Below are 21,757 nucleotides of genomic sequence, written 5' to 3'. Positions count from 1 at the left end.
CGAGTTTATATTGGCGATGTGTTGGGCAAACGTTATAGTTTGAATCGAAAGTGAATCACTCGCTCGAACAAAATTACGGCCTCACTGAGGTCAGCCGCTCACGTATTGCTGACACCAACTCGACCACCTCGGTACCCCACAAGAACTCACCGACTACAGCGGCGAGATCATGTGGTCGGCAAAATACCGTGCGTATGGCAACCTCGCCACCCTCGACGTTGCCGAAATCGACAACCCACTGCGCTTCCAGGGCCAGTACTTCGATGCGGAAACGGGCTTACATTACAACCGGCATCGCTACTACAATCCTGGCACTGGGCGGTATCTGACGCCAGATCCGATCAAGCTTGCAGGCGGGTTGAACAACTACCAGTACGTGCCTAACCCTACGGGGTGGGTGGATCCATTGGGGTTGGATAACTGTCCGGGAGCGGACGGGTGCAAGCCAGAAATTGGAGTTGAAAACCCAACAGCGAAAGCGGCTGTCGACGAGGGTAAACCTGAGGTTCCTGAAGCCGGTAGGAAAGCTCATCAATTTAATTCTTTCCATGACTAAAAAGTGCCTGAAAACCTGTACTTGAAGAGTGATAAAGTACAGTTCAACAGGGCTAACAAAGACTTGATAAACAAACTGAATGACGACACAGCGTTTCGAAAAATTATGTATCGCCGAAACCCCGAGCTCAAAACTTGGGCCGACGATCCAAAGCGAAACATGGGCTCTAGCCCCGCAGGTTACACTTGGCACCACAACGAAAAACCCGGACTGTTGCAGCTAGTCCACAGAGCGGACTATGCAGGCGAACACTCTGTATACCACCCGACTGGAAAAGGTGGACGAAATATATGGGGTGGAGGGAGAGAGGGGAAAGAAGGGAAAATAAAAGTAGAATAATTGGAGTATTAACGGTGCAATACAACAAAACCATCAAAATAACTGATTTAATTAATTTTTTGAAGACGCAGAAAAAAAACCTGACCTATTGTGTTTATGGGAAAGGATCATCGGACCAAGCGACGCTGGAAACCGACTGCGTGATTGATGAATATTCGGAGATCACCGATGACGACGAAGAAATCTTTCCAAAGTACATCACTCAAAACAATCTCGAGTTTTGGTTTACCGATGAACTCTTGGAAGATGTTACATTCAACACGCTAAAGCAAAAAGCATCTGCTACAAATGAGGAAATATTAAAAGCTATTAAATATTATAATGATCGCGACAGTTTCATGAAGCTATGAAAAAATATCATGAATTATGTGCACTCCCTGAAGAAGCTTTCGCGAACAACTTATGACGAAAGAGGCAGGTTTATTTTCTGATTCTCCGCAACCAAAATAATTCTGTCCCATTTTGGCCCTCCCTTCAGAACTAAAATATTGACAAAACAAAAAATCAGCTTGAAAAAATTTCTATTAGGACGACAAGCACCGTTTTGGAGCCGTCTGTTCTTCGAGATGTGATTGGCTCAGAGTATTCAGACGACGTTCCAAGTGAGTAATTACCAAATGAACCCGAAAGGCTTTGTAACTGAGATCAAAACGACAGTCGTAGAAGAGAATCTTTCTATTTACAAAGATCTATTTTCTAGCACCTCTATCAAGGATGTCACCGACGAGTACTGGAAGCGGGCATTAACCCTATTCAACTCATTGCCTGCCGAACAACGAGAAGTTTTCTTTGAGGTGATTAGGCAGACAATGGTAGATACGACCTCAAATATTCTAGGGATTATCGACGGAGTTAGCGTAATAAATCATGAAAATGATGAATTCTCGCTCACGTATGGTGACGATAAAAAATTACTCTTTGGTGATTTGCAGAGCTTGTTCTTAGCAGAAGAAGAGAAGACATAAAATAGGACCGAGTTTACATTGGCGATGTGTTGGGCCAAAGTTCTAGTTTGAATCGAAAGTAAATCACTCGCTCAAACAAAACTACGGCCTCATTGAGCTAAGCCGTTCAAGTGTCACTGGCGAGTGGGCGCTAGCCGTTGGGTAGACCAAGTTTAGTTGAAGTGCAAAGGCACTGCTCTGCAGCTATTCCCGGAGTTACATCCACAAGCGCCAGCTTGAACGCGTGCGAGTTAGTGGTGAAATCAGAGGCGATTCAATGCCTGGCCCGCGCCCCTTGTGCCGCCCCCCTGTTGGCGCTGACGCCGAATTGCCCCAGATACCGAGATGTCACTCACCCAGCCTAATTCTTCGCGAACCGATACCTGTGCTGGATTTGTGCCGATTTTAAGATGGGTCAGTCTTACGTCAGTACATGGCGCAATTCGACATAGGCGTCAACAGGCTTTAAAGCTAAAGCACAAACAAAACAGGCGATCTTATGATCGCCCGTTTTTTATATCTTAACCGGCATGTCAAGTAACGCATCATCCACCGCGTACTTGACCACTACCCGATTTTTATAAAGCCGTTCACTTCGAACTAACTGACTAGCCTGCCCCTTCGTCCGCACATCCCGCCAAATCTCATTCTCTCGAAACACCCGGCCACCACCCCGTAAGAACCGATGCTCAAGTTGATAAACGTGATACCGAAACTCCCGCGCTCGATCACACAACAACTCCCCTTCCAGTTGCTGTTCACCCACCCGAAGTTTCAACTGAAAACACCGATCCGTCGGATTATGCAAAACCAGATCAACGTAGTTATAAAAAATCGCCGCCCCTGAACCGAACGGCAGTACCCGTCCCTCATCAGGAAACGGATCAAAGCTGTGATTGGAGCGTTCAACCACCACCAGCGGCGAGTGAATCGCCATCCAGTGAATCAGGTTGCTCAACTGGCAGATCCCGCCACCAACGCCCGTGCGTGCTTCGCCGAAGGACAGTTCCATGCCTTCAACATACCCACGCTTACGAGTTGGGCGCCCCACCAACCGGCAGAAGGAAAAGTATTCGCCCGGCGCGATGACCACGCCATCGATCGCCGCCACCGCCAGTTTCAGATTGATGACTTTGTTATGTTGCAGCGCAATATCAGAGTCGCCGAGTTTACGAATCAGCTTGGAGGTGTGTTTGAGGTAGCGGAAAGGCAAGCGGGCAGCGGTGTTCAGCGAAATCGCGTAGTGCTTGCGGGAGAAGCGCCAGGCCAGTTGGCGGAACAGTCGCTTTTGCCACACGCGCAGCCAGTAGAGTGCCGGGTGGTAGAGGGAAAGTGGTTTCATCCGTATCAGAACGGCGGCGGCCGTTTTCTTCCTTGAATTGAAAAATGCCGCGCATCTTAACGTATTGCACTTAAAAAAGGTGTTCGCCCAGTGTAATGGCCTGGCAATCCATGCACCGGTAAAGAGCCCTGACACTGGGCGAACGGTGAGCATTTTAATAGAAGTCGACGAAGTTGTCCGTATACATAAACATAAAATTTATGGGCACAACTTTAGTAGATATTTATCGATATCACACTTACATACATCAAACTCACCAACTGGAACATTAAATCGATTGTTCTTATACAAAGAGTTGTACAAGAACAATCATCACATATAGAGCCAATACTCAACTTTCGTGCTGGCTGGTCACTTTCAGGATATCGGTGTAGGTCACGACAACACTCTGCCCGACTTTCAAGTCCTTCAACTTCGCCTGAACTTCAGGTTTCAGAACGTCGACGGTTTTCGATTGGCCGGCCGGGTTTTCGAAGGTGACCTGGTTTTTCTTCACGTCGATGTGGGTGATTTTCAGCTGCACTTGCACCTGGCGGAAGGCTTCGCCGCCGGGATTCGGGTTGTCTTTGGTGGCGCGGATTTCACCGGTGCGTTCGGTGGAACCGGGCAGGCCTTTGTCGACATCGGTGTCGAGGAATGCAGCGACTGATTGAGTGACTTGGACGTTAACTTTGTCCCCGACTTTCAGGTTGCCAAGGTCTTTGGCCTTGTCGCTGAGTTGTACATGAACCTGCCGACCTTCGGCGCCTTGGAGCACAACCTGGTGTTTGGCGGCGTCAACGGCCAGGACTTTGGTCGTGACCTGGGCGGCTTCTACAGCGGCGGACAGAGGAATATCGGCAGCGATGGCGCTGAGGCTTGCGGCGGACAAGAGGGTTGCGAGGGTAATGGCCTGGGCCAGTGCGTGGAGCTTCATATGCATTACATTCCCTGTGATTGATGGCAGCGCACGGCGTCGAGTCAAGGGGCGGCTCCGTGCGTGCCAATGAGCATAGACGCAGATCAGGGAGTGCTTGCAGTTTCTTGTCCGGCGGGTTGGATGAGCGGCAGGATCAAGATCAAAAGATCGCAGCCTTCGGCAGCTCCTACGCAACTGTGAGCATTTCCGACGTGAAATTAATACCCGGTCATTTCCAGATACCCCTGCCCGCCCTGACTGCCACTCAAGCGCACCGGCCCCTCCCAATAGGGAATGCGCAGATCCATCCACGCATTCGGGTTCAACGCGGTGGTGATGATATCGAGGTGTTTGCCGGGGATTTTGATCGACCAGCGCACCGGCATCGTTCGGCCCGCAACCTTGACGGTGTCCTGCGGCGTGAGGCTGATGTCGTCGCCATGCAACGGCTGCGTTTGCCCTTGGGCGTCGATCCAGGTGCCGGTCAGGTAAGGCGCGCCGTCCTTTTGTCGCATGCGGTAGAGCATCACCTGTTCACCGCTGTCCAGGTGCAGGGAAAACCAGTCCCAGCCGGTTTGACTGGCGCTCAGGGGTTGGCTGCTCCATTCGCGATCGAGCCACGCGGGGCCGCTGACGGTGTAGGTTTTACCATCGATTTCCAGCGAACCATTGGCCTGGAAAAACGGCTGGCTGTAGTAGTACGACGCCTGCCCTTGTTCAGACTTTTGACTGAAACCCTTGTCGCCCTGAAGCACCAATGGCCGGGACGAAACCAGCCGCAGTTGATAGCTGAAGTGCTTGTCCCGGGCACTGAGCTGCACATTGTCCAGAGAACCGCTGAAGCGCCAATCATCGATCCATGCATTGAACGGCGCCAAGTTCACCCCGGCCTGGCCGACGCCGCCACGGGCATAACGTTCAGCGGCGTGGTGCGCCGTCGCCGAGGTCACTGCCGCATGGCCCAGCCAAATGGTCTGGTTCTCCCAGCCGGCCACTTCGGGAGTCGCTTTCAAGGCGCTGCGAAACAACGTCCACTGCACGCCGAACTCATGTCCCTGATCGTCCTTGAGATTGGCGGTGACGTACCACCACTCAATCCGAAAACCATCATGAGGGCCATGATCCGCCGGAAAGCTGAACACCCGACCGGGCACCACCGGAGTGAACGCGGCAGCCGCCCCACCCATTCCGGCGAAACCTTTCTCCACGGGTGCCGAGTTATCGCAACCACCCAGCAACGCCAGCATCAACACCGCGACCTTAATCCTCATGAGCAAACGTCCTCAGCAGATCCGCCGGTTGGGTGCGATACAACGAGTACAACGGCCACGCCGACGCCAGCAACGTGGCAAGCAACGCCAGCCCCATCAACTGCAACAATTGCATTGGAAAAATCCGCAACGGCAGGCGCCAGCCGAACGCCTGGACGTTGATCACCGCGTCCAGGCACCACGCCAGCGCGATTCCCAACGGCAATGCGAACACCAGCGTCAGCACCGCCAGCAACCAGGTTTGCCCAAGGTTCAACACCATCAATTGCCGGCGTGTCACGCCCAGCGCCCACAACGGCGCGAGTTGCCCGAGTCGACTCTGGCTCTGGGTCAACAGACTGATAAACAGCGCCACTCCGGCCACGCCCAGGGTCAGGCTATTGAGTGCGGCGGTGGCGGCGAAAGTGCGTTCGAACACTTGGGTCGACCAGCCCTTGAGCCGCACCTGATCAACGATGCGGCTGTCATCGAGGGCGAAATGGCTTTGCAACGCGGTGAGGAACGGCGGGATCGCCGCCGGGTCGAGGCGCAGGTTGAAGCGGTTGGGCGTCAGTTGCGGCCAACCGCGCAGGAGGTGATTGGCGTTGACCAGCACATGGCCTTTGGGATTGCCATAGTCGGCGTAAATCCCGACGACTCGCGGTGACCATGAGCCGCTGGGCGTCGGAATCGCGAGGTGATCGCCCAACTTCATCTTCAAGCGCCGGGCCAGTTGTTCGCTGAGCATCACGGTGTCGTCCTTGGCCAGGCGTTCCCATGGGTTGTCGCCCAAGGCTTGCAGCAACGGCCAGTGCTGGCGGTAGTTCGGGTGATCGATTACGCCGTAGACGTCCGCCGGCCAACCTTGCAGTTGAACCGAGACTTGCCAGTTGGGCAGCACCGCCGTGACTTGCGGCTGTTGTTTGAGCCAGGTGTGCAGTTCCCGGGCCTGGGCCGGGTTTTGCGGGTTGAGGTAGAGCTCGGCGGTCAGCCGTTGTTCAAGCCAGTCGCTGAACGTCTGGCGGAACCCGGCGGTCATGCTGCCGGCGCCGATGTTGGCCGCCAGCGCCAACAACAACGCCATCAGGGCCAGACTGAGGGCCGGCAATTGTTGCCGGCAATCGGCGAGAAACCATTGGCCGAGCACCGAGCGACTGCGATGCAGCACAAGGTTGAGCAGCGCGTTGAGCAACACCGGCAGCGCCAGCGCCGCGCCGAGCAGCAACGCGGCCATCAGCACGAACCCGCTGGCCAGGCTGTCGCCCCAGATCAGCGCCAGCAGCGCGATCACCGCCGCCATGGCAGCGACCCATCCCTGACGCCGCAACCAGCGTGCGTGGGCCTGATGCCAGGCCTGCGGATTGGCCAGCGCCAGCAACGGTAAACGCGCCGCCCGCAACAGGCTATTAGCTCCGGCCAGCAACGCGCCGAACAGGCTCAGGCCAACCCCGCTGAGCCACCACAGCGGACTCAAGCTCAACTGCCCCGCCACTTCGGCACCGTATAAACCCCGCAGACTGGCGGCGACGTCCGGCAATAAAACACTGGCCAGCAGGTAGCCGCTGGCGACCCCGGCGATGCCACCGATCAGCGCCAGACCACCCAATTCGACAACAAGGCAAGCGATCAACATCCGCGCACTGACCCCGCAGGCGCGAAGCGTTCTGAGCAAACCTCGGCGTTGTTCCAGGGCCAGACCAATCGCCGCGTGGACGATAAACAGACCCACCACAAACGACAGGAAGCCCAAGGCATCGAGGTTCAGGTGAAAGCTTTCGGTCAGGCGCGCGAGGTTGTTTTCTTCACCGCTGCTTTTGAGCTGAAGTTGGCCTTTGAATTGTTCCGGCAGGGGCGCGGTGAAATCCTTGGGCAGCAGCAGGCGCGAGAGTTGATTCGGCAGGCCGAGAATCTGTTGGGCGAAGCCGATGTCCACCAGCAGCACGCCGGGGGCCATGTCGGGCTGGGCGTGCAGCGGTGGCAAGGTCTGTCCGCTTTCGGCGATCGGTGTGTCGCCTTCGTGCAGCCCCAACGCCAGCAAGGTCTGCGGCGCGATCCAGGTGCTGCCGGGCGGACTGAAAAACTCGACAATCCGCTCCATCGCCAGCGCCTGCCCCGCCACCGCCGACCCGGCGGGCAACGACACCGGTTCGATGCCCATCAGTTGCAAGCGCTGATCGTCGTGGCCCTTGAGCGTTAGCCGGCCTTGCAACACCGGCGACACCGGCCAGCCCGCTTGACGTAGATCGACAAACAATTGCTGGGCAAACAGCCCGCCCCCGGGCGCACTCAGGCTGGCCTGGGGTTCGCCACCGATCAACTGACTGGCGCGGGCGTAGCTTTCCCGCGCCTGACTGTTCAAGGCCTGCACGCCGGTCAGCAGACTGGTGGCCAGCCACAACCCGGTGAGCACACTGAAAAACTGCACCGGGTGTTGCCGCCAATGGCTGAGCAACGCGCGCAAGGTTTCGCGAAAGACCCGCACCTCAGCGCACGTCCGCGTCAACCAGACGGCCATGGTGCAGCACAACTTTTTCGGCGAGCCGCGCGGCGACCCGTGGGCTGTGGGTGACCATCAATAACGTTGTGGGACTGTCATCGAGCAGTTCCAGCAACAACTTCAACACCTCGTCGCTGGTGGCTTCATCGAGGCTGCCGGTGGGCTCGTCGGCCAGCAGCAGTTTGGGCTGCGAAGCCAGAGCACGACCCAGTGCAACCCGTTGCTGTTGGCCGCCGGATAACTGCTCCGGATACCGCCGCAGCAAATCGCTCAAGCCCAAGCGCCGTACCAAATGTGCCTGCCAACGCGGATCATGACGCCCGGCCAGCCGCGCCTGGAATGCCAGGTTGTCCTCCACCCGCAAGCTGCCGATCAGGTTGAACTGCTGGAACACCAGACCGATTTCGGTTCGCCGCCAGTTCGCCAGTTGCCCTTCGCTCATCTGGTCCAGCCGATGCTCGCCGCTGGTGATGCGGCCGCGATCCACCTTGTCCAACCCGGCGATCAAGTGCAGCAAAGTGCTTTTACCACTGCCCGACTCGCCCATCAGCGCCAGGCTGCTGCCGGGTTTCAAGTCGAGGTCGATGCCTTGCAGCACCGGCAATGGACCTTGGGGGGTGGCGTAGCTTTTGAAGACGCCGTGGACAGAGAGCATGAGGGGTGGCTCGTTGGAGACAGTGGCGCCTAGGATAGCGGACGGCAGAAGGACCGCGTTATCGTTCTTCGCGAGCAAGCCCGCTCCCACATGGGTTTTGTGCACACCATAAATCCACTGTGGGAGCGGGCTTGCTCGCGAAGCGTCCCGCCCAGTCCATCAAAATCTCACTGCCCCACCGCAACGCTGGTTGCCGCCTGCCCCGGCGTCACAATGGTCTTCAAGTCAATATGCTTCCACTCGGGCTTGGCCCCCAGCCGCGCATTAAACCGATAGTTGAACGTGAAATCATCCGCCGTCGGCACACTCAGCGGCTTGCCATACACCGCCTCAACCCCCGCCAGGTCATACCCCATCAACTGCAACAACGTCGGGAAGATGTTGTAGTGACTGGAGCGATCCTTGTTGCCGGCCAGTTGCGCCGACCAGTCCAGCGTCTTCAGGCCGCTGCCCTGAATCACCACCAACGGCACCAGCCCTTCCTCCTCCACCGGGTCGCCACCGCAGTGGGTATTGAGCCCGGGGTTCCCGCGTTCATGCAGGTCCTGCCCATGGTCGGAGGTGTAGATCAGCAACGCGCGGCTCAAATCCGCTTGGGCAAACACCCGTGAAAAAAACTCCCCGACGCTCCACAGCAGCGTGTTTTTGTAGGCGTTGCGGTACAGCACCCAATCGTCCGGCTGACCGTTGAAACCATCACGCTTGCCGGTGTCCGCCACCTCGACAAACTGCCCGCGCGGCAAGGTCGGTCGGTAGGCCATGAAGGCGTCCGGGTATTTGTCGTGCACCGGAAAATGCGCGCCAACCTTGTTGATCACCACCAGTTCGGACTGGTCGTCGTTGAGCAGTTCGATGAGTTTGCTCGCCGCCGCCATGTCGCGGTCGCGCACGCTGGTCTGGTCGAATTGCACGAACTCGTCGATATCCTTTTTCTCGGTCTCGCTCATCAGGTTTTGCAGGTTGCCGCCGGTGCGCTGGGCGTCGATGTAGACGGTACGCAGTCCGGCCTTTTTTGCGTACTGCCAGATCGACGGCAGCGTGGTGTTGATACGCATGTAGTCGGCGCGGGTGCCGCCGTAGCGCAGGGTGACGTTGGTGTCGGCGCTGCAATTGGCGATGGAGGCGGCGTAGCCGTAGTTGAAGATCTCGACACCGGGGCGAGCCTCCTTGAGATTGCTGTGCACCCCGAACGGCGCGTTGATGTCCAGGTAGTTGCCGGAAATGCTCTCGTCGATGATCAACACGATGTCGTGGCCCACCGGCTGATCAACCCGCGCCAGTTTCACCGGTTCTCGCGGGCCGACGGTGTTGTGCAGCGATTCATAAGCAAACAGGTTCAGATACGCCAGCGGCGTGTACATGATCGGCAGGCCTCGGGCGCCCTCGCCGGCTCGCACAAACAACACCGCGCTGAGCAGCAACACCCCGAGCACTGGCGCCGCCACCAGCAAAGCCCCCGGCAACGGCAACCGCCGGCGCGGCTTGAGCCCTATCCCGAATAACAACAACAAGCCGCTGACCAGGCCACTGATCAGCGGTTCGCGATACTGGTACGCCGCTTCCTGAATAAAACCGCCGGAATACACCAGCGACACAAAACTGCTGTAAGTCAGGTAATCGGCGGTCACCCGCGTATAAACGTCAAAGAACACTGCCGATATAAACAGCGTTAAAGCGAATAGATGTCGAATGAGAGTCTGGCGAATAAACGCAGTCATGAATAATGCCGCCGTCAGCGCAATAAACATTGCACCGAACAACAGCACCGGGAAGCCAATACCTATGGCATTCAGGCGTTCCAGATAATAGTCATAACTCTTGAGTAGATAGAGAACTAACAGCAGTTCTTTGAAGTATCGAGTCATAGTATTTACGGTGCTCGTCAACGGGATCTGGCCAATAGATTGTCGGCCGTTTTTTGACACTAGCACCGAGCCATCAAATCGCAAGAAATGCCCGACTTTTCCCCAAAACGTCAAAAAAACGCTGACTCAAATCTGACACAGTCGAGGCGCTACAGCCCTTGTATTTCAAGCCTTCCGACCGTTTATCGTTTTCTTGCAAATGTGAAAAACCCGTCAAAACCGGGGCAAATCCAGCTACAGCAAGCACTTGATGGCCAATCGCCCCCAAAAATGGGGGTATTATAGCAGAGCAACATGTCATTTTGCTGACATGGTTTGCCACGGCTGGGCTATACCCCTTTTGACAGTCTCATTTCAGTTCTCTCCACCGTCTTACGAGGCACGCCAATATGGACGTGAGCGTATTTGGTACGGGCTACGTTGGCCTGATACAAGCAGCGGCACTGGCCGATGTCGGACATCGCGTCTTGTGCGTCGATATTGATCCGAACAAGATCAAGCAGTTGCAACAAGCAGTTCCACCAATTAGTGAACCAGGACTTTCAAGTACGCTGGAAGAGAACATAAAGTCCGGCCGTTTGCTGTTTACCACTCAGGCCAGCGACGCGGTCGAACATGCCGATTTAATCTTTATCGCGGTCGGTACGCCGGCGGATGAGGACGGTTCCGCCGACCTTAGCCATGTGCTGAACGTGGCCCGGCAGATCGCCAGTTTCATGGAGGCTGATCGCACCCTGATCATCAAGTCCACCGTACCCGTGGGCACCGCAGACAAGGTCGCCGCCACCGCCAACGAAGAACTCCAGCGCCGGGGCAAAGGCGATCTGACGGTGCGGGTAGTGTCCAACCCCGAGTTTCTCAAGGAAGGCAGTGCCCTGGCCGATTGCATGCGCCCGGACCGGATCATCGTCGGCACCAACGACGACGAAGCCCGCGCCCAGTTGACCGAACTCTACGCGCCGTTTTGCCGCAACCATGAAAAGCTCATGTTCATGGACAACCGCAGCGCCGAGCTGACCAAGTACGCGGCCAACGCGATGCTCGCCACCCGCATCAGCTTCATGAACGAATTGGCCAACCTCACCGAACTGCTGGGGGCCGACATCGAAGCGGTGCGCAAGGGCATCGGCTCGGACCCGCGCATTGGTTATCACTTCATCTACCCCGGCTGCGGCTTCGGCGGTTCGTGCTTCCCCAAGGATCTGCGCGCCCTGCTGCACACCGCCGAACACAACGGCATGCCGCTGCGTCTGTTGCGTAGCGTCACCGACGTCAACGACACGCAGCGGCACATTCTGTTCAGCAAGCTGAAAGCGCAATTCCCCCAGGGCCTGGCCGGCAAATCCATCGCCATTTGGGGCCTGGCCTTCAAACCCAACACCGATGACATGCGTGAAGCGCCCAGCCGTTATCTGATGGATGCGCTGTGGGCCGAAGGTGCCAGCGTGCAGGCCTATGACCCGGAAGCGATGTCCGAATGCCGACGCATTTACGGCTACCGCAGCGACCTGCACCTGTGCGCCACCCGCGACGACACCCTGGAAGACGCTGACGCCTTGGTGATTTGCACCGAATGGAAAAATTTCCGCGTGGTGGATTTCGATCTGCTGGCGAGCAAGTTGCGCTCCAAAGTCATCGTGGACGGCCGCAACCTCTACAACCCGGAACACGTGGCGGCCGCCGGGTTGCACTACAGCGGCATCGGCCTTCGGCACATCGTCCCGCAGGTGCTGCGCCCATGAAAATTCTGGTGACGGGAGCGGCGGGATTCATTGGTGCCCATTGCGTGTTGCGGTTGATGCGCGACGGGCACCGTGTTTGCGGGCTGGACAACTTCAACGACTACTACGACCCGCAGCTCAAGCACGATCGCGTGCGCTGGGTGCAGGAGCAAGTCGGCAGTTTCCACCTCGCCAGAATTGACCTGGCCGACGCCCCGGCCATCGAAGCCCTGTTTACCCGCGAGCAACCGGACGCGGTGATTCACCTCGCCGCCCAGGCCGGCGTGCGCTACTCGCTGGATAACCCGAAGGCGTATCTGGACAGCAACCTCAGCGGCTTCCTGAATATTCTCGAAAGCTGCCGGCACCACCCGGTGAAGCACTTGATCTACGCCTCGTCGAGTTCGGTGTACGGCGCCAACCAGCACACGCCCTACTCGACCCATGACGGCGTCAACCATCCGTTGTCGTTGTACGCGGCCACCAAAAAAGCCAATGAGCTGATGGCCCACAGCTACAGCCACTTGTTCGGCATTCCCAGTACCGGGCTGCGCTTCTTCACGGTCTATGGGCCATGGGGCCGGCCAGACATGTCGCCGATTCGCTTTGCCCACGCGATTGTCGAGGGCAGCCCGTTGAAGCTGTTCAACTACGGCCAGCACCAACGCGACTTCACCTACATCGACGACATCATCGAAAGCATTGCCCGGCTCGTGGATCGGCCACCCGGCATCTCGCCGAACTGGGACCGCGACCAACCGGACGCCTCCAGCAGCATGGCGCCGTGGCGGATCTACAACATCGGTGGCGAACACCCGGTGGAGCTCAAGGACTATCTGGCCCTGATGGAAAAACACCTGGGCCGCAAAGCCAATGTCGAGCTGTTGCCCCTGCAACCGGGTGATGTGCTCAACACCTGTGCCGATGTCCATGAGCTGGAAGACGACACCGGTTTCCACCCGCGTATCGAACTCGACGAGGGCCTTGGCCGGTTCATCGCCTGGTTCCGCGATTACTACCCACTGCACGCCCATGCGCCGCTCGCGGCTGAGCTACAGGGTTGAACTTCAGCGGAGGACTCTATGACTGGACATGAAAAAGGTGTGCCACTGCAAAACATGCGTCGCGACAAACGCCTGGACCCCGAGCACCGAATGCGCCTCGACACGGCGATTCATATGCAGGGCCGTGGCTGGTTGACCGGGCGCGACGGTGGCCGGCCCTGGACGCTGTCGCGCACCAACCGGGTCGTGGCCTGCTTTGGCGCCCTGGTCATTCTGGTACTGATTTCGCCGCTGCTGCTGGGGCTGGCCCTGGCGATCAAGTTCAGCAGCCCGGGCCCGATCATGTTCGTGCAAAAACGCACCGGCTATCGCGGCCGCTCGTTCGGCATGTACAAATTCCGCACCATGGTGGCCAACGCCGAGGAACTCAAAGAGTCCCTGCGCCACCTCAACAAACACGGTGCCGACGCCATCGATTTCAAGATCGACAAGGACCCGCGCATCACCCGCATCGGCAGTTTCCTGCGGCGCAGCAGCCTCGACGAGTTGCCCAATCTGATCAACGTTTTCACCGGCGACATGCGTTTGGTCGGTCCGCGGCCAACCTCGTTCAGCGCCTACCGCTACAAAGACAATCACCTGGCTCGCCTGAGCATCTACCCCGGCATGACTGGCCTGTGGCAGATCTCCGGGCGCAGCAATATCGACTTCGACCAGCGCGTTGAGTTGGACCTCAGCTATATCGCCGAGCAAAGCCTTTTGCTTGATCTGAAGATCCTGTTGAAAACCCCCTTCAAAGTATTCAGCGGCCACGGAGCGAGTTAAATGGACGGTTCAACGACGAAAAGCCTGACCATCGCCAACCCGAGCGAGTCCAACCTGACCTCGACCGTGCTCGATCAAGATCTGCGGATTCTCTTCCTGACCGCCGCCAACCCTGGCGCCGGTACAACCACCAGTGCCCTGGCGCTGGCCAGCCAACTGGCGCAGATGAGCAGCGGCACGGTGCTGCTGGTCGATGCGAGTCAGTCGGCGACCAACCTCACGGCGCAGCTCAACTTGCAGAAAGAACGCGGTTTTCGTGACCTGCTGTTCAACGCCGAGAGCCCGCCGCTGCTGCAGGATTGCGTGGTGCAGGTTTCCAGCCTGCCGTTCGATGTGCTGCCCAACGGCCGCCACGTGCGTGGCAACGAGCACCTGACCGCCGAACGCCTGACCCCGCTGCTCGATCAGTTGGGCAGCCGCTACCGCTTTGTGGTGATCGATGGCGACGCCGTGTATTCGGCCGCCGACACCCTGGTCCTCAGTACGCAGGTGGACGGCGTGATCATGGTCGTGCGTGCGGAAGATACCCGTTGGGAAGTGGCCCAGGCCGCTGTCCAGCGCCTGACCCAGGCCGGGGCAAAACTGGTCGGCAGCGTGTTCAATCGCCGCAAGTACTACATGCCTAAATGGCTCTACAAAAACCTGTAAGCACCAGAAAAGGATGACGCTATGAACGCCAAAATGCTTGTCCTGCTGTTGCTGCCGCTTGGAGGTTGCTCCAGCAATACCGAAACCCAAAGTATGCCGGTGCAGATCCTCACGGCCTCGCCGGCCAATGCCCAGGCCACCGACATGCCCAAGGTCGAACAGACCTTGCGGCCCCAGGATGTGCTGGACGTGATCTTCCACATCAGCACCAGCGGCTCGGGGGCCTACCGCGTGCAGTCCGGTGACATGATCGGCCTGAACTTCACGGCCGCCAGCCAGCTCAACGGTAATCAACTGGTGCTGCCCGACGGCACCATCGAACTGCCGGGGGCCAATACCTCGGTGAAAATCGCCGGGCTAACCTCCGACGAGGCGCGCACCGAGATCCAGCGTGTTTATCAGCGCAAACAACTGTTCCAGCCCAACCGCAACCAAATGACCGTGCAAATCATCAGCCCGTTGAGCGACGAATCAAACCTCAAGAGCGCGCTGAACCACCCGGCCACCGGCATGAGCCGGGAGATCACCGTGGGCACCGACGGTTATGCGAGTTTCCCGGAAATCGGCGCGGTGCCGCTGCAAGGCATGACCGTCAATCAACTGGAAACCTTCCTCAACAAACGCTACGCGCAATTGCCGGGGCGGATGACCGTCGACGTGCTGCTCAAGTCCACGGCGGGCAACGAAATCTACGTGCTGGGTGAAGTCGGCCAGCCGGGTTCCTACCCGATACGCCGGCCGGTCTCGGTGCTTGAAGCGCTGACCCTGGCCCGTGGCACCAACGTCAAGGCGCGGCTCGATTCGGTGGTGATCATGCGCCGCAACGGCAACCAGGTTCAGGCCCAGCGCTACGACGTGGAAAAAGCCCTGGCCGGCGATGCGTCGCAGATCGCCTACCTGCAACCGGACGACATGCTCTACGTGCCCAAGACCAAACTGGCCAGCGCCGGTGAGCTGGCGCGGCAACTGGCAGACGTGGTGCTGTTCCAGGGCGTGGGCTTCAGCTTCGGCTACCGCGTCGACAACAAAGACAGCAATAACAACAACTGACTCTCAGGTGACCTGACATGAATCCAAAGGAAAACTACCTGCACGAGTTCTTCAGGATCTTCTTCGCCAACAAGCAGTTGGTGAAGCGTGTATTCCTGGTCTTTGCAGTCATCACCCTGGTCTTGCCGCTGGTACTCAAGCAGAGCTTCGACATCACCGCGCAAGTAATCGTCCAGTCCAAAAAACTCTCCCAGGGCGACGCCACCACCTCGCTGACCGTGGACAACGCCACCTTCATTCCGCCGTCCCTGGCGGACATGGAAACCGAGAGCAATATCCTCCGTTCGCCGGCGCTGATTCGCCAGACCATCAGCGAGCTGCGGGACAAGGGTGAGTACACACCTGCTCCCGGCCTGTTCACCAAACTGGTGTCGGAGCCGGTCAAACGCTGGGTGACCAATCCGCTGCGCGAATACGTGATCAACCCGGTGAAATCCGCCTTGGGCCTGGAGATCGATCCGGTGCGCGACACGGTCCTGGATGCGCTGACTCAGGAAGCCATCGACAAACTGAAAATCGAAACCCTGCCGGGCTCCAATGTGATCTCCATCATCTACAGTTTTGGCGATCCGAAGCAGGGCACACAATTTGTCGCCGCGCTGCTGCAAAACTACCTGGTCAGCCGTCAGGAACTGCAATCCATCGACTTGCCGCAAAGCTTCTATGAAACCAAGAAGCAGCAATACCAGGTGCGCCTCGATGGCCTGGAAGGCACTCGGCTGGCGTTGCTCGAAGGCGTTGGCTCGTCCGATCCCAAGGAAGAAATCACCTTCCGCCTCAACGCCATCAACACCGAGGAGCAAGCGCTCAACCTGTTCCAGGACCGTCGCCTGCAAAGCCAGCGCTGGCTCGACTATCTGAAAACCAGCCTGGCCGCCGCCAGCAACTCCAAACTCAACGACTACACCTTTCCCTTCACCTTCACCACCACCGTGGACAACGTCGCCTTCGAAGATCGCGAGATCAAGCAGATGGGTGAGCAACTGACCACCCAGGTCAGCCGCTACATGAACGATCTGGCGATCTTCCAGCCCGGCAGTGAACCGATGTTGCTGGCCCGCGAGCAAATCGGCCGCACCCGTCAGCAGTTCCTCAAAGTGGTGAGCAACCGGATTCAGGAGCGCACCAACGACCTGGCTGTTGTCAGCCAGGTGATCGACCAGAAAACCGCGCGCATCGCCGACTTCAAGAACCGCATCCACCAGTTGCAGGAAACCCAGAGCAAGCTGCGGCAGATGGACACCGAGATCAATGCCTTGCACGCCGCGTTCGGCACCTACGCCCAGCGCTTCGCCGAAAGCAGCACCGCCCGCTCACTGGACAACGACCTGTCCAACGCCCGAGTGCTCAGCCCACCGTATGAGCCGACCGCCCCGGCGTTTCCCAAGCCGCTCCTGATCATTCCGTTCGGTTTGTTCACCGGTCTGTTGCTGGCGATTGCCCTGGTCTACGTGCGTGAGTTCTTCGATCACCGCTTCAAACACCCAGCGCAAATCACCCACGAACTGGGCCTGCCGGTGCTGTTGGTGATCAACGATCAGAACGTCGAACCGATCAACCCGCACAAGAGCTGGAGCGTGCCAAGTTTTGTCCATTGGGTGCGCAATTGAACGCGCCGCTCAACCCTTCCAGCGCCCTGCCGATCATTCATTTGCTCAGCAGCGGCGGCTTCTATGGGGCTGAGCGGATGCTGCTGGATCATTGCCTGGCGACGCCGGGGCAGCACCAGGTGCTGTTTCTCAATGCCCCGCCAGTTCTGATAGAACGGTTTCGCGAGGCGGGGGTGGATTGCCAGGGGTGTGCGGGGCTGGGGGCCTTGCTGGCACATTTGCGCCTGCGCCGGGCGGAACACCCGCTGATCAACACGCACAACTTCAAGGGCCTGCTGTTTGGCTGGATCGGCGCGACGCTGTTGCGTTTGCCACTGGTGATTACCCAACACGGCTTCACGCCGCGCAGTCGCAAGCAGAAGTTTTACACCTGGCTCAGCCTGCAACTGTGCCGCACCGCGTCGGTCAACCGGGTGGTCTGCGTCGCCGAAAGCATTGCCACACTGTGCCGCCAGGCCAGTGTCCGGGCAGAGAAACTGCAAGTCATTCCCAACGGCTTGCCGGCCGCCAACGGCGTGTTGCTCCGCCGAGAGGACGGCCCGCGCTGGCTGGCCGGTTACGTCGGACGCTTGAGCAGTGAAAAAGGCCCGGACCTGTTTCTCGATGCGCTGATTCCGCTGTGTCAGCAACACCCGCAACTGGACGCCGTGATGCTCGGCGACGGCCCGGAACGGGAAACCCTGCTGGCACGGATCAACGCCGCCGGTTTGCAGGAGCGCATCACCCTGCCCGGCTACCAGACCGACATGGGCCAGTGGTGGCGCCGCCTCGATGCGCTGGTGATCAGCTCGCGTACCGAAGGCACGCCGATGATTTTGCTCGAAGCGATGCAGGCCGGGGTGCCGGTGGTGGCGTTCAGCGTCGGCGGGATTCCCGATGTGCTGCAAGAACGGCACAACGGTTTGCTCGCCGCGCCGACCGACAGCGCCGCCCTGGCCCGGCAGATCGGCACCTTGCTGACCGAACCGGCCCTGGCCCGGGAACTGTGTGACAACGCAAAACGTACGCAACTGGATCGCTACGACCTCAAGGCCTTGGCCGAACGCTGGTCGCAGCTCTATATCCGTACTGCACGGGAGGCACGCGCGTGATCTTTCCGCTCTCGATCATCAGTCTGCTCGGCCTGGTCTGCCTCGGTTTACTGGCCAGCCCTTATCCGTTTCTGGCACCGGGCGCAGTGCTCGGCCTGGTGGGTGTGGCGGTGCTCTATCGCAAGCCCACGTGGGGTCTGCTCGGCATTGCCGCGCTGATGCCATTTGAAGGTCTGTTCAAGGACAGCGCGTTGTCCGGCTCCAAGTTTTTCGGCCTGTCACTGGCACTGATCCTGATGCTGCAACTGGCCATTCATCAGCTTCCGTCCGAACGGCTGCGCAGTAACCTCTGGCGCTACCTGGTCTGGTTCATGCTGTTGTACCTGCTGAGCCTGCTCAATACCGATGATATGGGTATGTCGCTGGGGCATCTGCGGGAAATGAGCGTCGGCCTGATCCTGTTTGTGATCACGCTGCTGATCGGCCGCGACTTGAATCTGGAACTGTTCGCCAAACTGGTGACGCTCAGTGTCACGATGACCTGCATATTGGCGATGCTCTCCAGCAAGTATCAGGACCAGGGCCGCGCCGCCGGCCTGCTGGAGGACCCGAACGCCTTTGCCATGCTGATTGCCTTCGCCGTGCCGATGGCTCTGTTGCTGGTGATCCGCAGCCCGAACCTGCTGCACCGGTTGTTCTGGGGCGGTTGCTGTCTGTTGCTGTTGGGCGGCATGACCAAGACCGAATCCCGCTCCGGGCTGGTGGTGCTGTTCCTCAGTCTGGTGATTGGCGCCTGGCACTACCGCGTCGAACTTAAACGCATCCGTCCGCGACATCTGGGGTTTGCCATGCTCGGCATGGCGATCGTGATTCCGCTGGGCATTTACGCGATGCCGCCCGGTTACGTCGCGCGCATCCAGACGTTGAGTATCTTGAGCGCCGGCGCCAAGAGCCAGGACGAATCCCTCGGGCGCCGTGCGTCGTACATCGTGGTCGGCAGCCAGATGATCCGCGAAAACCCATTGCTGGGGACCGGTCCCGGGACCTTCCCGATGCATTACGCCACCACCGGTTATGCCAAGGTGTTTTCGGCCAACCGCAAGGTCGGCGACCTGTTCCGCCGTGCCCACAACACGTATCTGGAAATCTTCAGCGAGTTGGGGATTCCTGCCGGCTTGTTGTTTGTCGACATGCTCGCCCTCGGCTTGTACAACATGGTGCGTGCCCGTCGCGCCTGGATGCAGCGAAACAACCGCGTGCAGGCCGATTTGCTGACGCACCTGAGCATCAGTTTTCTATCGTTGACGCTGTTTTTGATGTTCCTCAGCGCACCGAACCAGAAGTACGTATGGATCATGCTTGCCCTGTCCAGCGTCCTGCGGCTGAAGGCTGAAGAAGCGCCAATGCGGGAGGCCAAGGCATGAGTCGAATCAGCATTGTCATCCCGATGTTCAACGAAGCCCGGCACATCGGCCGCACGCTACTGGCCGCGCAAAAAGCCGCGGATGCGGCGGACCTGGAGTGTGAGCTGATTGTGGTCGATAACGGCTCCGACGATCAGGGCCCACACATTGCCCGGCAATTCGGCGCGCAGGTGCTGGTGCTTCCCGGCTTGCTGATCGGCGCGTTGCGCAATCGCGGCGCGGCCATCGCCACCGGGGAATGGCTGGCCTTTATCGATGCCGACATCGAGATGCCCGAGGATTGGTTGACCTTGCTGTTTGAGCTGGAGCCCGATGCCCAGGCCGATGTGTTCGGCCTGGACCTGCACACCCCGGCCCAGGCGCCGTGGTACGCCGATGCCTGGCAACGCCGCACGTTGCGCCCGACCAGCCAGACCCTGCACCCGGTGCAATGGCTGCCCACTGCCAACCTGCTACTGCGGCGCAGCTGGTTCGAGCAAGTCGGCGGCTTCGACGAAACCCTGCGCACCGGCGAAGACAAAGACCTGACCATGCGCCTGAAGGCCGCCGGCGCACACTTGCTGGCGGTCAATCAAAGCGTGGCCCTGCATTGGGGTTACGAGGCCAGTTGGCGTGAGTGGATGGGCAAGGAAATGTGGCGCCAAGGCAGTCATCTGCAATTGCTCCGCACTCATGGATTCAGCCTGCGCCTGCTGCGCTTTCCGCTGCTGTCGCTGGTGGTGTGGCTACTGGACTTCATGGCGATCTCCGCCCTGTTCAACGGCTTCCCGCACCACGCGGCGATCATGGTGCTGATCACGGCGGTGCCAGGGCTGGTCCTGAGCCTGCGCCAAAGCGTGAAAAACCGCGACATCCGCCTGACGCTGCAACTCTGGGGCCTGCATTGGATACGCCTGCACCTGGCCGGCGCCGCGTTCATTCTCAATCTTTGTCATTGGAATGCCAGGAGGCCCGCCCGTGGCTGAATTCATGTTCTGGTTGTGCCTGTTGCTGCCGGTGTACGCCTACCTGGGTTACCCGCTGCTGCTGACGATCGCCGGACCGTTTTTTCCTCGACACCGGCCGGCGCCCTTGCCTGCGCAACGGGTCAGCGTGGTGGTTGCCGCGCACAACGAGCAACGCAATATCGAGAACAAACTGCGCAATCTGCTGGCTCAGGACTATCACGCCGCCCACTTGCAGATCATCGTCGCCAGCGACGGCTCCACCGATCAGACCGTGGCGCTGGCGCGCAGCTTCGACGACCCGCGCATCGAGGTGCTCGACCTGCCGCGCCAAGGCAAGAACAGTGTGCTCAACGCCGCTGTCAGCCACTGCACCGGCGATATTCTGGTGTTTACCGATGCCGATGTTCACTGGGTCGACGGCACCTTGCAGCGGCTGCTGGCGCCGTTTGCCGACCCTGAGGTCGGTGGCACCGTCGGCAACATGAACATTCCCGTCCCAGGCTCAGGCCTGAGCCTGGGCGAAAGCCTGTACCGCCGCTACGAAGCCTGGCTACGCCGGGTGGAAAGCCGCGCCGCTTGCACGGTCTCGGCCGACGGAGCCCTGCAGGCGTTGCGCCGCGAGCTGTACCAACCGATTCCGGCCCTGGTCAACGACGATTTCTTTATCAACACCTGCGCGCCCGTCGCGGGCAAGCGCGTCGTCTATGTCGACGACGCCAAGGTGCTCGATCAAGGCGTGGACGAGGCCGACCGCCAGTTCAGCCGCCGCCAGCGCGTCACCGTCGGCGGCCTGATCAGCCTGGCGGCCCGCCGTGAGCTGCTCAACCCGCTACACCATGGCCTGTACGCCATCGCGTTGATCAGCCACAAACTGATCCGTCGGCTGGCGCCGGTACTGTTGCTGCCCTTGCTCGTGGCCAACCTCTGGCTGCTCGATGTGCATGGCTTCTACCGCCTGACCCTGGCCGCCCAGTTGCTTGGCTACACCATCGCCGTGGCCGGCCTGCTGGATGTGCATCACCGTTTGCCCAAGCCGTTTCGCCTCGCCGCATTCGTGCTGGTGACCCTGGCCGGCATGAGCGTCGGCCTGTGGCAGTTCTTGCGCGGGCACAGCTACAACCAATGGAACCCCGATCAGACTCGATGAGTGC

At 59.0% G+C, this 21,757-nt stretch carries 19 protein-coding genes and 1 pseudogene; 14 read left to right on the top strand and 6 right to left on the bottom strand.

The window, feature by feature from the left end:
* Window positions 1-127: 127 nt before the first annotated feature.
* The 4 genes and pseudogenes from V5E99_RS04945 to V5E99_RS04930 form a co-directional block, all read left to right on the top strand.
* Window positions 128-556: pseudogene (locus tag V5E99_RS04945) on the top strand (RHS repeat-associated core domain-containing protein); the annotation flags it as partial.
* 3 nt (window positions 557-559) lie between these two features.
* A complete protein-coding gene (locus V5E99_RS04940) occupies window positions 560-895 on the top strand; it encodes an HNH endonuclease (protein ID WP_499801407.1) in 336 nt (111 codons plus the stop codon).
* Between the two features lie 14 nt (window positions 896-909).
* Window positions 910-1,245, top strand: coding sequence for a DUF7716 domain-containing protein (locus tag V5E99_RS04935; RefSeq protein WP_499801405.1), 336 nt, complete (start codon window positions 910-912; stop codon window positions 1,243-1,245).
* Between the two features lie 252 nt (window positions 1,246-1,497).
* Window positions 1,498-1,860, top strand: coding sequence for a hypothetical protein (locus V5E99_RS04930; RefSeq protein WP_499801404.1), 363 nt, complete (start codon window positions 1,498-1,500; stop codon window positions 1,858-1,860).
* Between the two features lie 493 nt (window positions 1,861-2,353).
* On the opposite strand, the gene V5E99_RS04925 is transcribed toward V5E99_RS04930, so the two are convergent.
* From V5E99_RS04925 to V5E99_RS04900, 6 genes are all read right to left on the bottom strand, one after another.
* Window positions 2,354-3,334: a VanW family protein gene (locus V5E99_RS04925; protein ID WP_499801402.1), complete on the bottom strand. Its 981-nt coding sequence runs from the start codon at window positions 3,332-3,334 to the stop codon at window positions 2,354-2,356.
* 178 nt (window positions 3,335-3,512) lie between these two features.
* Window positions 3,513-4,097, bottom strand: a complete 585-nt coding sequence (locus V5E99_RS04920) for a hypothetical protein (RefSeq protein ID WP_499801401.1) — start codon at window positions 4,095-4,097, stop codon at window positions 3,513-3,515.
* Between the two features lie 200 nt (window positions 4,098-4,297).
* On the bottom strand, window positions 4,298-5,350 hold the full coding sequence (locus V5E99_RS04915; protein ID WP_499801400.1) for a lipocalin-like domain-containing protein: 1,053 nt from the start codon (window positions 5,348-5,350) through the stop codon (window positions 4,298-4,300).
* Window positions 5,340-7,844, bottom strand: a complete 2,505-nt coding sequence (locus V5E99_RS04910) for an ABC transporter permease (protein WP_499801398.1) — start codon at window positions 7,842-7,844, stop codon at window positions 5,340-5,342. Before V5E99_RS04910 ends, V5E99_RS04915 begins: the two co-directional genes overlap by 11 nt.
* The gene (locus V5E99_RS04905; protein ID WP_499801396.1) at window positions 7,813-8,481 is read right to left on the bottom strand and encodes an ABC transporter ATP-binding protein; all 669 of its coding nucleotides are present in this window, start codon (window positions 8,479-8,481) and stop codon (window positions 7,813-7,815) included. The genes V5E99_RS04910 and V5E99_RS04905 overlap by 32 nt, the downstream gene beginning before the upstream one ends.
* A 167-nt stretch (window positions 8,482-8,648) precedes the next feature.
* Window positions 8,649-10,346 carry a sulfatase-like hydrolase/transferase gene (locus V5E99_RS04900; RefSeq protein ID WP_499801394.1) on the bottom strand — a complete coding sequence of 566 codons (1,698 nt, stop codon included), beginning with the start codon at window positions 10,344-10,346 and terminating at the stop codon, window positions 8,649-8,651.
* A gap of 389 nt (window positions 10,347-10,735) precedes the next feature.
* Here V5E99_RS04900 and V5E99_RS04895 point away from each other — a divergent pair, with 389 nt between their 5' ends.
* Genes V5E99_RS04895 through V5E99_RS04850 form a run of 10 tightly spaced genes read left to right on the top strand, consistent with a single transcriptional unit; the run spans window position 10,736 to window position 21,753 of the window.
* Window positions 10,736-12,088, top strand: coding sequence for a UDP-glucose dehydrogenase family protein (locus V5E99_RS04895; RefSeq protein WP_499801392.1), 1,353 nt, complete (start codon window positions 10,736-10,738; stop codon window positions 12,086-12,088).
* A complete protein-coding gene (locus V5E99_RS04890; protein ID WP_499801390.1) occupies window positions 12,085-13,131 on the top strand; it encodes an NAD-dependent epimerase in 1,047 nt (348 codons plus the stop codon). Before V5E99_RS04895 ends, V5E99_RS04890 begins: the two co-directional genes overlap by 4 nt.
* 18 nt (window positions 13,132-13,149) lie before the next feature.
* Window positions 13,150-13,896, top strand: a complete 747-nt coding sequence (locus V5E99_RS04885; RefSeq protein ID WP_499801389.1) for a sugar transferase — start codon at window positions 13,150-13,152, stop codon at window positions 13,894-13,896.
* A complete protein-coding gene (locus V5E99_RS04880) occupies window positions 13,897-14,544 on the top strand; it encodes a CpsD/CapB family tyrosine-protein kinase (RefSeq protein WP_499801387.1) in 648 nt (215 codons plus the stop codon). It begins immediately after the preceding gene.
* Window positions 14,545-14,565: 21 nt separating this feature from the next.
* Complete coding sequence (locus V5E99_RS04875; RefSeq protein ID WP_499801385.1) at window positions 14,566-15,594, top strand: polysaccharide biosynthesis/export family protein; 1,029 nt, start codon at window positions 14,566-14,568, stop codon at window positions 15,592-15,594.
* A 17-nt stretch (window positions 15,595-15,611) separates the two neighbouring features.
* Window positions 15,612-17,204: a GumC family protein gene (locus V5E99_RS04870; RefSeq protein ID WP_499801384.1), complete on the top strand. Its 1,593-nt coding sequence runs from the start codon at window positions 15,612-15,614 to the stop codon at window positions 17,202-17,204.
* A complete protein-coding gene (locus tag V5E99_RS04865; RefSeq protein ID WP_499801382.1) occupies window positions 17,201-18,295 on the top strand; it encodes a glycosyltransferase family 4 protein in 1,095 nt (364 codons plus the stop codon). The genes V5E99_RS04870 and V5E99_RS04865 overlap by 4 nt, the downstream gene beginning before the upstream one ends.
* Window positions 18,292-19,659: an O-antigen ligase family protein gene (locus V5E99_RS04860; protein ID WP_499801381.1), complete on the top strand. Its 1,368-nt coding sequence runs from the start codon at window positions 18,292-18,294 to the stop codon at window positions 19,657-19,659. The genes V5E99_RS04865 and V5E99_RS04860 overlap by 4 nt, the downstream gene beginning before the upstream one ends.
* On the top strand, window positions 19,656-20,624 hold the full coding sequence (locus tag V5E99_RS04855) for a glycosyltransferase family 2 protein (RefSeq protein ID WP_499801380.1): 969 nt from the start codon (window positions 19,656-19,658) through the stop codon (window positions 20,622-20,624). Before V5E99_RS04860 ends, V5E99_RS04855 begins: the two co-directional genes overlap by 4 nt.
* Window positions 20,617-21,753 (top strand): glycosyltransferase family 2 protein, encoded by a 1,137-nt coding sequence (locus tag V5E99_RS04850; protein ID WP_499801378.1) that lies wholly within the window; start codon window positions 20,617-20,619, stop codon window positions 21,751-21,753. Before V5E99_RS04855 ends, V5E99_RS04850 begins: the two co-directional genes overlap by 8 nt.
* The last annotated feature ends 4 nt before the right edge of the window (window positions 21,754-21,757 follow it).

The sequence above is a fragment of the Janthinobacterium sp. LPB2021202312-11-4 genome, assembly GCF_037049705.1.
Classification (GTDB): Bacteria; Pseudomonadota; Gammaproteobacteria; order Pseudomonadales; family Pseudomonadaceae; genus Aquipseudomonas.
Note: the sequence above shows the minus strand (reverse complement) of the source record. Positions and strands in the feature narration are given on the sequence as shown.

Coding starts and splice junctions, on each gene's coding strand:
- V5E99_RS04910 (WP_499801398.1), bottom strand. CDS start 7,844: ATGGCCGTCTGGTTGACGCGGACGTGCGCTGAGGTGCGGGTCTTTCGC.
- V5E99_RS04900 (WP_499801394.1), bottom strand. CDS start 10,346: ATGACTCGATACTTCAAAGAACTGCTGTTAGTTCTCTATCTACTCAAG.
- V5E99_RS04925 (WP_499801402.1), bottom strand. CDS start 3,334: ATGCTCACCGTTCGCCCAGTGTCAGGGCTCTTTACCGGTGCATGGATT.
- V5E99_RS04890 (WP_499801390.1), top strand. CDS start 12,085: ATGAAAATTCTGGTGACGGGAGCGGCGGGATTCATTGGTGCCCATTGC.
- V5E99_RS04920 (WP_499801401.1), bottom strand. CDS start 4,097: ATGAAGCTCCACGCACTGGCCCAGGCCATTACCCTCGCAACCCTCTTG.
- V5E99_RS04895 (WP_499801392.1), top strand. CDS start 10,736: ATGGACGTGAGCGTATTTGGTACGGGCTACGTTGGCCTGATACAAGCA.
- V5E99_RS04855 (WP_499801380.1), top strand. CDS start 19,656: ATGAGTCGAATCAGCATTGTCATCCCGATGTTCAACGAAGCCCGGCAC.
- V5E99_RS04875 (WP_499801385.1), top strand. CDS start 14,566: ATGAACGCCAAAATGCTTGTCCTGCTGTTGCTGCCGCTTGGAGGTTGC.
- V5E99_RS04915 (WP_499801400.1), bottom strand. CDS start 5,350: ATGAGGATTAAGGTCGCGGTGTTGATGCTGGCGTTGCTGGGTGGTTGC.
- V5E99_RS04870 (WP_499801384.1), top strand. CDS start 15,612: ATGAATCCAAAGGAAAACTACCTGCACGAGTTCTTCAGGATCTTCTTC.
- V5E99_RS04885 (WP_499801389.1), top strand. CDS start 13,150: ATGACTGGACATGAAAAAGGTGTGCCACTGCAAAACATGCGTCGCGAC.
- V5E99_RS04880 (WP_499801387.1), top strand. CDS start 13,897: ATGGACGGTTCAACGACGAAAAGCCTGACCATCGCCAACCCGAGCGAG.
- V5E99_RS04905 (WP_499801396.1), bottom strand. CDS start 8,481: ATGCTCTCTGTCCACGGCGTCTTCAAAAGCTACGCCACCCCCCAAGGT.